The sequence below is a fragment of the Ardenticatena maritima genome (genome assembly GCF_001306175.1).
Classification (GTDB): Bacteria; Chloroflexota; Anaerolineae; order Ardenticatenales; family Ardenticatenaceae; genus Ardenticatena; species Ardenticatena maritima.
This window is the reverse complement of the sequence record NZ_LGKN01000003.1, coordinates 1,096,423-1,108,229: the sequence shown is the minus strand read 5'-3', so window position 1 is coordinate 1,108,229 and position 11,807 is coordinate 1,096,423. Positions and strand designations below refer to the sequence as shown.

The 11,807-nt window shown below is 53.8% G+C and carries 10 protein-coding genes and 1 tRNA gene; 2 read left to right on the top strand and 9 right to left on the bottom strand.

Translation table 11 applies throughout. The annotated features are described in order from the left end of the window. From SE16_RS15315 to SE16_RS04825, 8 genes are all read right to left on the bottom strand, one after another. The coding region (locus tag SE16_RS15315) for a GTP-binding protein (protein WP_236693746.1) at nucleotides 1-127 on the bottom strand (127 nt) is incomplete at its 3' end. A 67-nt stretch (nucleotides 128-194) separates the two neighbouring features. After that, nucleotides 195-267 (bottom strand) — tRNA-Thr (locus tag SE16_RS04855). A gap of 184 nt (nucleotides 268-451) precedes the next feature. Then, nucleotides 452-1,186, bottom strand: a complete 735-nt coding sequence (locus SE16_RS04850) for a 2-phosphosulfolactate phosphatase (RefSeq protein ID WP_054491800.1) — start codon at nucleotides 1,184-1,186, stop codon at nucleotides 452-454. After that, nucleotides 1,183-1,782 carry a DNA-3-methyladenine glycosylase gene (locus tag SE16_RS04845; RefSeq protein WP_054491801.1) on the bottom strand — a complete coding sequence of 200 codons (600 nt, stop codon included), beginning with the start codon at nucleotides 1,780-1,782 and terminating at the stop codon, nucleotides 1,183-1,185. Before SE16_RS04845 ends, SE16_RS04850 begins: the two co-directional genes overlap by 4 nt. A gap of 121 nt (nucleotides 1,783-1,903) precedes the next feature. Beyond that, a complete protein-coding gene (locus tag SE16_RS04840; protein ID WP_054491802.1) occupies nucleotides 1,904-2,635 on the bottom strand; it encodes a TVP38/TMEM64 family protein in 732 nt (243 codons plus the stop codon). A gap of 65 nt (nucleotides 2,636-2,700) precedes the next feature. Continuing rightward, nucleotides 2,701-4,059, bottom strand: coding sequence for a hypothetical protein (locus SE16_RS04835; protein WP_054491803.1), 1,359 nt, complete (start codon nucleotides 4,057-4,059; stop codon nucleotides 2,701-2,703). A gap of 62 nt (nucleotides 4,060-4,121) precedes the next feature. Beyond that, nucleotides 4,122-4,952, bottom strand: a complete 831-nt coding sequence (locus SE16_RS04830) for a competence/damage-inducible protein A (protein ID WP_054491804.1) — start codon at nucleotides 4,950-4,952, stop codon at nucleotides 4,122-4,124. Then, nucleotides 4,949-5,155, bottom strand: coding sequence for a hypothetical protein (locus tag SE16_RS04825; protein WP_054491805.1), 207 nt, complete (start codon nucleotides 5,153-5,155; stop codon nucleotides 4,949-4,951). The genes SE16_RS04830 and SE16_RS04825 overlap by 4 nt, the downstream gene beginning before the upstream one ends. Nucleotides 5,156-5,341: 186 nt before the next feature. Between SE16_RS04825 and SE16_RS04820 the strand changes: the two genes are divergently transcribed. Together SE16_RS04820 and SE16_RS04815 are read left to right on the top strand one after the other, a co-directional pair. Then, on the top strand, nucleotides 5,342-5,845 hold the full coding sequence (locus SE16_RS04820; protein WP_200907163.1) for a metallophosphoesterase family protein: 504 nt from the start codon (nucleotides 5,342-5,344) through the stop codon (nucleotides 5,843-5,845). Nucleotides 5,846-5,887: 42 nt separating this feature from the next. Then, entirely contained in the window at nucleotides 5,888-10,342 is a 4,455-nt protein-coding gene (locus SE16_RS04815; protein WP_152918000.1) for a GAF domain-containing protein, read from the top strand. A gap of 44 nt (nucleotides 10,343-10,386) precedes the next feature. On the opposite strand, the gene SE16_RS04810 is transcribed toward SE16_RS04815, so the two are convergent. After that, a complete protein-coding gene (locus SE16_RS04810) occupies nucleotides 10,387-11,805 on the bottom strand; it encodes a hypothetical protein (RefSeq protein ID WP_054491807.1) in 1,419 nt (472 codons plus the stop codon). Nucleotides 11,806-11,807 lie beyond the last annotated feature (2 nt).

Sequence of the window (11,807 nt, the reverse complement as noted above, 5' to 3'; positions counted from 1 at the left end):
CCGCCCAGCCCTTCGTGCTCAATACGCGCGTAATCGCCGCCGTCAGCGTGGTCTTCCCGTGGTCAACGTGACCAATGGTCCCCACGTTGACGTGCGGTTTTGTACGTACAAATTTTTCCTTCGCCATTGGTTCATCGCCTCCGCAGGTTTTTTCTCGTCCTTCTTCAACATAACACCCACTATGTGGATGCGAGAGCCGACGGTCGGACTCGAACCGACAACCTGCCGCTTACAAGGCGGCTGCTCTGCCAATTGAGCTACGCCGGCATATTGCGCGCCCGAGTATATCACAGGCGCAAGGCTTGTCAAAGCAAAAATGGGATTGCCAATTCAGCAGTATAGTGAAGGTCTGCTTGCTTGTCAAAATGTTTTGTGAAAAAGAACACAGAGGGGGAAGTCAAAGAAGCCCCCTCTGGTGTGCGTGATGGAGCCCAGAGGGGGCGTGGTTCATTCAGGCGCTTTTTTGGAGCAAGTGGTGGCGAAAGGGGACAAAACGGTCTTCTTGCAGAACGGGGGCGACGTCGAACACGTCCAGGCTTGCGCAGAAGTAAACATCTTCGCCATACCCCAGGTTGAACAGATGGGTGGCGCTGGGTGTGCGCAAGAAGATGGAGGTGGCGTGTTCTTGCGAAAGGTTTTCTTCCGGGACGGCAACGCCCAGTTGGTAGAGGTGACGGGCAATAGCGCGCGCGCCGACATAGTCTTCTTCGGCGTGCTCTTCATCTTCGCCGGCGGCGACAAGGTAGATGGGGCGCTGCGTTTGCTCGGCGGCTTTGAAGGCGGCACGGGCTACCGCTCCGGCGTTGAGTGTGGTGCCCATGAAGAGCATGGTGGCGCCTGTGCGCGCCGCTTGCACGATGCGCGTTCCGTTGGTAGTTGTGAGGACGAGTGTACGCCCGATGACATGTGCGCGTTGGCGGTAGAGCTCGCTGGGAGAGTTCCCAAAGTCAAAATCATCGGGCTTGACGGCATTGCGTTCGCCGGCCACAAGATACCCGTGGCGCTGGGCAAGGGCGCGCGCTTCTTCGAGTGACCCAACGGTGATGACGGCTTGCGCCCCAATGGCCAGTGCGGTTGCGGTGGTGGCACTGGCACGCAGTGCGTCAATGACAACAGTGATAGCTTGGTGGGCGGCGGCTTCGCGAGCGCCTTTTTCGCCGAAAACGATATATGCGTTTTGAGTCATTTTGACACCCATGGATTTGATTTGATGAACATGCGTTTCAATGCCAACCGGTCATGTTCGGCGGCATAGTCAATCCCAATGCGTGGCGTCCGGGCGACGTGGTCGTCGGGGATGGGAGCGCCTTCTTCAAACCAGAGATGCCGGCTTGTGATGCAATCATGCCCGGTGAATGAACGGTCAATGTTGAGGGCGATGCAGAGTTTGCCGGGACCGTTGGTGAGGTCGTAGCGCCGACGTACCGGGCGATGGCGTTCCAGGATTTCGACGCCTTCCAGCGGTTCAGCGGCGCGAATGAGCACTGCGGCGCCTTGTCCCACGCCCTCCGTGACAATGTTGAAACAATGGTACTTGCCATAAATCATGTACACGTAGGCGTGTCCCGGCGGCCCGAACATGGGCGCGGTGCGTGGCGTAGGGCCGCGGCTGGCGTGGTTGGCTGTATCGCCGTCGGGTGTGTAGGCTTCGGTTTCGACGATGCGCAAGCGGGCGACTGTGCCATCTGGAAAGCGTCGAACCAGGATGCGCCCCAGAAGGTCACGGGCAACGACAACGGTGTCTCGGTCGAAAAAATCACGTGTTAAGCGTGCTGTTTGCATATGCCTTTCAAACAAAAAAACCCCAGCAGGCCCCTTCATTGGGTGCTGAGGTGTGTCAGACGATGACGGTTTGGCTCTTACGCCTTCATTCTACTCAAAGGCGGCCATGGTGGCAAACGGTTCAAGTTTCTTCCGAAGGGGGGATGAGCCGCTCGGCGCGTTGGCGTACAAAACGGGCTGCCGCCAAGCTGATGGCAAGCATGAGAAAGGATGGAATTAGCAACCATGGATTGAACCGGGGGACAAATCCGCGAAATTCGCCTTCGATGGAAGCCCCAAGCCAGGCGATGCTGATGGTGCCGGGAATGGAGCCAAGGAAGGTTGCCAGTGCGTAAGCGGGGAACGAAAGATGTAGAAAACCGGCGAGATAATCAAGGAGGTCTTGGGGAAAGACCATAAAACGCATGATGAGAATCGTTTCAAAGGTGCGGCGTCGGAGTGCGTTGAGATAGAGCGAGATGCGTTCAAAGGCGTCTGATTCAAGGAATGCGCGCCCGAAAAAACGCCCCAGGAAGTAGCCAATCATCCCCGAGGCGTTGTTGCCGGCCAGCGCAATGAGTGTTCCCCAAAACGGCCCGAACAAGTACCCGGAAAGCGCGGTGAGGAAGATGGCGGGGAATGCAATCAGCGGGCGCAGGGTGTAGAACACCATGAAAGCGAGCAGCCCCACCTCGGTTTCGCGCACCCACTTGGCAAGTAGATGGGCTGTTTCAGCAGGATGCAGCCCGTTGCGTGCGGCAATGCCCCAGTAGGTGAAAATAGCCGCTCCCCAGAAGAAAAAGGCAATAATGCGCGAGCGGTGACGTTGCCAGAGTGATTTGCTGTTGTTGAGGGCTATTTTGGACTCGTTCACGCGTGTGAATGTAGCACGGAAGTGCCTGGCGCGTCAAAATGTGTCTCTGGATGGGGGCGATGATGTTAGCCGCGAATAAATTTCACCTGTGCCCATTCACCCTGTTTGACGTAGTACACACGGACTTCGCCACTTTGAAGGTGTTCTGCACGCTGTGCAATGAACGTTTCGCCCTCGAATTCGAGCGCAAATTCGGGCGAATTGGGGACAAAGCCGTCGGCAAAAATACGTTGTTGGAGAGCGGCGTTGGGGTTGAATTCAATCACCTGGCGGGCATTTGCTTCAGCCAGCAGGATATCGGCGAATGAAGATGCTGGGGGTGGGGGCGTTTCCCACGGCATGGTGCGCACAAAGAGGCGTTGTGCGGCTTCTTCACGGAGTGCATGAACGGCGGGCAAAATGTTTTCGGGGTAATCGCCGCCGGCTATTTTGTTGTACCACCATGCGGCATTGGCGAAGGAAAAACTGTTTTTCTCGTAAATTTCGATGAGCCACATACAAGCGCAGAAAAACGAGGGGTGCCATGTCTCACGAAATCCGCGAAAAATCTCCATGTTGTAGGTGGCGTGAAGGTCGCCGGTGATGCGTGGATAGCCGGGGATAGTGGCGTCACCGATTTCGTAACCGGCTTCGGTGCCCAGCAGGGGGAGAGAGTAGCCCAATGTGGTGCGGATTTGCTCGTCATACCATTCGTATTCTCGGAAGGTTACGCTGAGTGTTTCGGTGGCAGGTTCGTGGGGTGGGATGTTGTGCGGGCGATTATGGATGGCGACAGCACTTGTGGTGAAGTCAGATTGCAAGTTGCGTTCGCGGATGAGGTGCATCAGGCGGCTGAACATGATGCGGGCGTCGCGGTTGCCGCCCGGGCTGAGGCTGGGAATGAGGGGGATGCCCTGGACGCCCGCGCGCAGGGCGGCAGTGGTGATTGTTTCGAGATTGCGCTCTATTTGGTCGAGCAGTTGTTCTTCCAGGTTGCCGCGATGCCAGGCGGTTGATTCCCATTCGAGGAAAAGATTGGGCTCGTTTCCCCATTCGATGTAGTGGGCGCCGTGTTCCAGGAATTGTTGCACAACCTCCGTAGGCGCCACGTAGTGTGGATGCGGGCGGTCGGTCCACAGGCGGACAATCGTTTCGATGCCGGCTTCGACAAGAGCATCCAGGAAATCGAGTTGGGCGGTGCCCCCTGCCAGCAATTTGAACCAGCGAATGCCGTATTCATCGTGCAACATGCGGGCGTATTCGCGCATAATGTGGCGTTTGTCGGCGTCGGTGAGGCTTTGAATGGCGCTTTTCCCTGAGAAGCGCACGCGCCACGCTTCGGACATCCAGGGTTGTTCGTATGCGCCGCTTGAACTGTGGAATCCCCAGCCGTTGTCGTTAGGCGGTCGGGGGTATGCGGCAAGGCGGGTGTATGTGGTTGTCATGTGACACATCCTTATGGAGCGTGATGCCACGAGGCGACGGAGCAAGAGAAACGCCTGGGCAATCAGGCAGGCGCGTGCGATGAATAGGTTTTCAAGGCGATACCGTGTTCGCCAAGAATTGTGCGGAGTGATTGTTCCGCAGCGTCAAGGCGGGCTTCGGCTTCTTCGGCGGTGGGTGCCCGTGTCGCCAAGAGGAGGCGGAATGTTGTTTGGGCTTCAAAGGCCGCCGCTCTTGATTTGACATAAACGTCGCGATGTTGGCGCTGGACGATTTGCAAGAGAGGCGCAAGAACCGATTCATCGCGTACAGCGGCTTCGTAGTGGCGCTCACGGTAAGCGTGGAGTGGGACAATCTCACCAAGGCGGGGAATGAGTTCTTGTTCTACCATGGGGCGGTTCTCGCGTGGTGGGCCGGGCAAGGCACAGACCCACGTGCGATCGCCGATGTTGATGAGCATACCGGGGGCTGTACCAACCGTGTTGCGCAGAGGGATAGCGCCCCGTGGCAGACGCGCCATTTTGCGACGTTCGGGCGTCAAATCGGGATGAGGGACTTCCCCGGCTTCATAGAGCGCGCGATACCGTTCGGCAACCATGGCGAGCGCCTCGGGGTGTTCTTCGAGTGGGCGGTTCAGTGCCTCGGCAAGAATCGCCATGGTTTGGTCGTCTTCAGTGGGGCCAAGCCCGCCGCAGGTGATGACAAGGGCTGCCTGGCGCAAGATAGCGCCGCGTACCGCGGCTTCAATATCATCAGGCACGTCGCCCACGATAACCCCTTGTTCGACGACACCACCAGCTTGCGTGAGGCGCTTACAAAGCCAGGAGATGTTTTTTTCTTCGACGATACCGAGCAAGAGCTCGTTGCCGATGGCAATGCATTCGATGTGTTTCATGAGCGTACCGGTTCACACAGGACGTGGTAGTAGGCGAATTTGCTTTTTGGCAGAATCAGCGGCTCCACTTCGATAATGCGATATTGCTTGCCTTTCAGTGTGACGATTTCACCCACTTTGGGTTCGCTATCGCGGTACATCAGGTCAATTTTTTCATCGCTGTTGCGAATCATATAACTGATTTGATACGTGATGGCTGGCATAAAACCACCCCAAATAAAACCTGTTGATCAAAAAACTGTAATGTTGTTGTACCTTGTTCCGCCTGATATGTCAATCTTACGAGGAAAATAGGAAATTTGGGCTACATAGGAACAAAAGAGGGCTTGTCAAGCCATCTCTTTATCAGTAGTATGCCCCGTAGTTGATCCCTTTTTCGGAGGAAAACGATGCCCACTTCCATTCAAATTGGCGTGATTTCAGATACACATGGACGTCTGCATCCATCAATACCATACCTTTTTCGTGATGTGGCGTATATTTTGCATGCCGGCGATATCGGCAATGCCAACATTATTCACGCGCTCGAGCAAATTGCGCCGGTTTATGCGGTCACCGGCAATGTGGATTGGGGAACACGCCTTGAAGAAGAGTTCCCGCGGACGTTGAGTTTGTCTATCGGTGGTGTTGATATTTACATGACGCATATTGGTGGGCAGCCGCGCACATGGTTCTATGGGTTGCCGCTCCCGCATCCTCGGGTTGTTATCTTTGGGCATACACATGAACCTCTACTGGAGGAGCATCAGGGTATTTTGTTTCTCAACCCGGGGACGGCGGGGCAACCGCGATATGGGGGGGGATTGAGTGTTGCACGGCTGACAATAGAGAAGGGTCAGCCGTCAGCGGAAATTATTGTGCTGGATGAAGGCGGAATGGTGGATGCGTTGTGAAGTGTAAATTGGGGATAGATAAAACGCTTGGGAGGGGGTAGTGTGTTTATCGGGTGGGTATTTTACTTTTTCATTTTGATACTTTCAGGTGGAATGACGCTTGCGGCTGCCATCTTTGTGTGGCGGCGCCATATGACGGGGGGGATTCGGATCTTGGCGTTGGTGTTGGGGTTGCTGGCGTGGTGGTCGTTCACGTATCTTTTAGAGCTGAGTGTTCCCCAGCCCACCATGCAGCTCTTTTTTGCCAAAGCCAAATATCTGGCCATTGCTACTGTTCCCCCGCTTTATTTCTTCTTCGTTGCTGCGTATTTTTATCGCATTGAGTGGCACCCATTTCGCTTTTCTACGCTGGTTTTTTTGGGCATCCCCATTATCACAATACTTTTGATATGGACGAATGAATGGCACGCTCTTTTTTGGAGTACCATTGAAGAAGTGAATGTGTGGGGGCGCTTTGTACTTGAAAAACATGCAGGCCCCTGGTATTCAGTACATTCCGCTTATTCTTACTTCACCATTGTTGTGAGTTTAGTAGCGATTGTGTACCGTATGCGGTTTTTGCATGGGGTATATCGCCGCCAAGCCGTATGGGTGTTTGCGTCTTCCTTCTTTCCTCTGGTTGCAAATGTATGGTTCAACTTCACGTATAAAGCCACGGTTCTTGATCCCACGCCCGTTTTGTTTTCGGTGAGTGCTCTGTTGATTTTTGCGGGGATCTATAAAAGCCATTTCTTGGAAATCACTCCGTTGCCTCAAGAATTATTGGTCACTTCGATTGAAGATGCATGGATTGTCGTGGATACGCAAGGCCGCATTGTTGATTTTAACGAACCAGCACGCATGTTTCTGCGAGATGATGCTTTGGGGAACTTGCTTGAAGAAGGACTCATCTGGTCTTCTGCCGTATCAATTCCTTTGGCAGAAAGTGAGTGGAAAGAGGAACGCCAATGGCGTGATGGATGGTTTGAACTTCATCTCAAGCCCTTTACAACGAACAGTGGTGTATTGGCGGGCTACATTTTGACCATTCGCGACATCACCGAACGTAAAGCGCGCGAAGTCTCTCAGCAACGCGCTTTGGAATTGGAACGCGAGCATCACCATCTTGCTGAACTCTTGGTTGAATTCAACACCCGCTTGATGGCGGCAACATCGTTGCAAACGTTGGGGCAGGTGATTGTTGAAGAGGCAAGCCATCTTTTTCATGCCGACTGTGTATTGTTGTGGCTGTATGAAGACGAGACAGTAGTGCATTGGTTTACCTATCCTGAAAACACACTTGCTTTGTCGGCAGGAGATTTTTTGTTTCCCAAAGCCCAACTCACCGAACTTTGGGAAGGCCATCAGCAACCACGTTTACCGTTGGTTTCTTTTGTGTCCTACTTACCGCCACGTTTGCAAATGCACATTTCAGATATTGTGACACGGTTTGCACCGCTTCTGCTCATTCCCATACAGAGCCAACGCCATGATGGGTTTTTGTTGGTGACGCGACGCGCGTATGCCGAGCAAGCGTTCAGCGAAGCCGAACTCGAAGCCGCTGTGATTTTGACAACGATCTTGAACACAGGGCTTGAGAACATTGAACTTCTTGAACAACGCTCTCGTCACATTCAACGCATGCAACGCCTGATGGCGCTGACGAGCCAATTCCTTACGCCGGCTTCAGTCCAAGAGGTGTTTGCACGGATTGGCAATGGCGTACAGATGCTAACGGGGTTGTCTTGTGTAGGCGTGGCAACACGTGATGAAAACGGCGCTTTTCGTTTTACATGGGCGCAGAATATGCCTTTTTCACTTGTAGAACGTTTGGAGATGTGGCTACCACGCCTCCATAAAAACAATTTGCCGTATCGTGTGTTCTCCCGTGACGATATCCCCGATCTCATTGCACATTTTTCACAGCTGCATGGACTGATAGCGTGGCCATTGGTCTATCAAGAACAACTTGAAGCCATTGTTGTGGCGGCGGCTTTTCAGCCAGTGACGTGGCCGGATGAGTTGGATGAGGTTCTCTCAATTTTCATGCGCCAAGCCTCGATTGCCTTGCAAAACGCATACTTGTGGACAGAAACAAATCTGCACAGCATGCATTTAGCGGCCCTCAATGAAGCAGCGCGTGAGATGAGCCGCACATTAGATCGCCAACGTTTGCTTGATTACATTTTGGAACAAGCAGTCAATGTTCTGGCGTGTGAAGCCGGTACGCTTTTTTTGATTGATGAGCAGACGCAAGAAATTATTTTTGCTTCGACACTCGGACCTGTTGCCGAACACTTACGTGGACAGCGCTTACCACCGGGTACGGGGGTTGTCGGGCAAGCGATTGAGCAACGCCGCGTAATTATCCAGAATGACGTGCAGGCGACCAAGGCGTGGTTTCACCAGGCAGATCAGGCGACAGGTTTTGTGACGCGTGCCTTGCTTGTGGTGCCTTTGATTGCTCAAGAGAAGGTGATTGGTGCATTGGAGGTGATCAACAAACAACAGGGGCTTGGGTTTACGGAACAGGATGAACATTTAGCGGTTTCGTTTGCAGCACAGGCGGCGGTTGCCCTAGAGAATGCCCGTTTGTTTGAAGAGATTCAACGGCAAGTGCGCGAATTGCAGCTCTTGCACAAAGTGGCAGCCATTTGTGCCGCCGTCGGTTCCGAAGATGAGTTATATACCAAGGTGACACAAACATTGCGCGAGGTTTTTCCGCATATCAGCAACCTGGGGATTTTGGTGTTGGATGCTGTGCATGGCGTTTTGCGCTTGCATGATTCATACGTCTTCCAATCATCTCCCCCCAAGCAGGTGATTGTGCCGGTCGGAGAGGGTGTGACAGGCTGGGTTGCATTGACGGGACGTCCATATCGGAGCGATGATGTTTCACGGGAAGCCAGTTATCTCAAAGTGGAAGAGCGTGTGCGCTCTGAGTTGGCTGTTCCCATCATGGCGGGGAAGACCGTGCTCGGTGTGATCAATCTCGAAAGTGCGGAGCCAGGCGCATTTGATGAACGCCAGGAACATGTCATGCGCATCATCGCCGACCAGATGGCAACGGCTGTTCAACGCTTGCGAGCTGCGGCGCGCGAGCGTGAAAGCGCGGTGCAGCTCCAAATGATTTATGAACTGGGGCGACGTCTTATTACGATTCTCGACCCGGATGTCTTGTGTCGAGAAGTAACGGCGCAAATTGCATCAGCGCTTCAATTTGACCAGGTAGCGATTGGCACGCTTGATGAGGATAGCGAAACAATTCATATGCGAGCGGTCTATACAACTACCCCTGATGGGCCTGTGATTCCGAAGCGCGTGCCGGTGGGAGAAGGCACGCTGGGCGAGGTTATTCGGTTTCGGCGGCGCATCACGATCACTCGCCCACTTTCAAACCACCTGCATCCTATCCAAACTGAAATTGCACTACCGCTAGAATCGCATACGGGCATTTTGGGCGTTCTCTTTGTTGCTCGACGTGGCGCAAACTCTATTTCGCATGAGACGGCCAAATTGCTCTCCATTTTGGCAGACCAGGTGGCAACAGCCTTACATAACGCTATGCTCTATGAAGCTGAGCGGCGAGCGCGTCATGTGGCTGACACATTGCGTATGGCCAACCTGGCTTTGACGGAAAGCTTGAAGATAGATGTGATTGTGCAAACGTTTTTGGATTATCTTTCACGAATTGTGCCCTATGAAGAGTACCTTGTTGCCTTGCGTGATGTCGATCATCAAGTGGTTGTCCATGTTGTTTCGCAAGGATTGAAATTTCAACGCGGGCAAGTTCTCTATCGCGCGCTCAATCGCCAACACATGGCAGAACAGCCTACGCTTGTATCAACAGCGTGGGGTGAAGAACTCAGCGAAACACGATGTTGGCTGTATGTTCCATTACAGTTTGGGGCGTATCATATCGGAGCATGCTTGCTCGGTATGCCACAGTCATACACATTGGATGAAAACGATAGAGACGTGATTGCTGCGTTGGCTGCGCAAGCCGCTTCAGCATTGCAAAATGCCTTCATGGCAACAACGGACGAATTGACGGGGTTGATGAATCGGCGCGCCTTTTTCGAGCAGGCACGGCGTGAGTTCAAGCGCGCCAAACGGTATAACAAGCCGCTTGCGGCGATTATGATTGACCTTGATCACTTCAAGCAGGTGAATGATACGTATTCGCATGCGGTGGGTGACCAGGTGCTTTCAGAGGTCGCATTGCGCATTCGCGAAACAGTGCGGACACTCGATATTGTTGGGCGGTACGGTGGCGAAGAAATTGCCGTTGTAGCGCCCGAAACATCACTTGAAGGGGCGATCCAATTGGCGGAACGATTGCGCCAGAATATCGCGCTGGAGCCAATCGAGACATCGGCTGGCCCTATTCGGGTGACGGTGAGTGTGGGCGTTGCCGCTTTGACGCCTGAAATGATGTTGCTTGAGCAATTGTTGCACGCTGCTGATGAAAAATTGTACGTAGCGAAAGCGGAAGGGCGCAATCGTGTTTGCGCCTAATCAAGCGTGGTACTCTGTCGTGGAAGCCGCCGAACTACGTACGGTTATGGGTGGCTTTTTGCATGGCAAGCGTAAATGTACATAACACGTGAGGTGGATGCATGGTGCACGGTATGGAGCAGGCGGCATCTGGATTGGAAAAGCGAGGCGTTTTTCAAGGGGGCAAGAGTATCATCACGGATGGCAACATAATCGGGAGCATAGTGGGCGAACGCCCACAGCGCAAGTAAATCGTAATTGGTGTCATAGAACATTAGATTGGCGAGTTCGGGTTGCAGTAATCCGGCAAAATCAATCATGCGGCGTTGCGCATAGTAGCCAATGATACCTACTTCAAGTGTCCCGATCGTGGCTTCGGGGGCGGTGTGTGTAGCGAGCCATTGACCGGTCTGCGTGTAAAGACCGATGCGCCAATCGCGTGATGTGCGATCGTGCCACAAGTAGAGCATGTTCCAGCAGGCAAGGATGATGAAAAACGCAGTGTGCCATTGCCGGGGAACACGCCTGAGGACAAGCGCGAGACCGGCGCCAATGGCAACCGCCGCTCCCAGCATCAGTGGGACATAATACCAGAAGTAACGGCTCACATGCAGAATGGCATACCCCATACCATGCAGCGCACTCCATATGACGAAAACGCCCCACATTCGTGAAGCGGGTTTCCACCACATCGCCAGAGCCCCTATGAGAAGCAGGAGAAGCAAGAGCGCCCCGACAGGGGTTTGTGTCATCTTGGTCAGAAGATTGATTGCCCCCTCTGTGAAAGATTGGCTAATGGCCATGCGGGCTTGGGCTTGCTTGGTGGCGAGCGTGGCGGGAAAAGGACTGCCGTAGAAAAAAGCCGCCCAACCGTGCCAAAGTGCCAGGGGGGTGCTCAACAGGGCAATGGATGTAAATGTGAGTTTGCGATGTGCAAATGCGTGAACCCCAACAAGAAAAGCGAGCAAAACGGCATCGGTGCGTGTCAATACCGCCAGTGCAAGAAGCAGGCTGGCTGCATGCATCTGCCCACGCGTGTAGGTGCGAATAGCGGCTAGCGCAAACAGAATGAGCATGGGCATTTCGCAGCCAAGTGCCTGGCGCACATAAGGAAGGAGGGGGAAGAGAAACATAGCACTGAGCCCGATAAGGGGAGTGCGCCATTGCCGTCCAAGTTGTCCAAGCAGAGCGGTGCTCAATGCGAGCGCAAGCGCGCTGAGCAGTATCGCGCCTTTGGGCAGATCGAGCCCCATTTGCGCGAGTGGCGCAAGAATAATCGCCCACAATGGGCTTGTGGTGCTGAGCAGATGTTCGCCGGGCGTATAGACGAGACCATGCCCGTGTGCGAGGTTCTGGGCATAGCGGTAGGTCACAAATGGATCGTCAAACGACCAGTCGCCGTACCAGGTTGCCAGCATCAAGAAAAGAGCACCGCCCCAAATCAGCGGTAAGCGGTGCTCAATATGTTTTGTCCGCGTGGTCATCA

Bases quoted from the DNA above. Each gene is read 5' to 3' on its own strand.
- SE16_RS04850 (WP_054491800.1), bottom strand. From the start codon at position 1,186: ATGACTCAAAACGCATATATCGTTTTCGGCGAAAAAGGCGCTCGCGAA.
- SE16_RS04845 (WP_054491801.1), bottom strand. From the start codon at position 1,782: ATGCAAACAGCACGCTTAACACGTGATTTTTTCGACCGAGACACCGTT.
- SE16_RS04835 (WP_054491803.1), bottom strand. From the start codon at position 4,059: ATGACAACCACATACACCCGCCTTGCCGCATACCCCCGACCGCCTAAC.
- SE16_RS04830 (WP_054491804.1), bottom strand. From the start codon at position 4,952: ATGAAACACATCGAATGCATTGCCATCGGCAACGAGCTCTTGCTCGGT.
- SE16_RS04825 (WP_054491805.1), bottom strand. From the start codon at position 5,155: ATGCCAGCCATCACGTATCAAATCAGTTATATGATTCGCAACAGCGAT.
- SE16_RS04820 (WP_200907163.1), top strand. From the start codon at position 5,342: ATGCCCACTTCCATTCAAATTGGCGTGATTTCAGATACACATGGACGT.
- SE16_RS04810 (WP_054491807.1), bottom strand. From the start codon at position 11,805: ATGACCACGCGGACAAAACATATTGAGCACCGCTTACCGCTGATTTGG.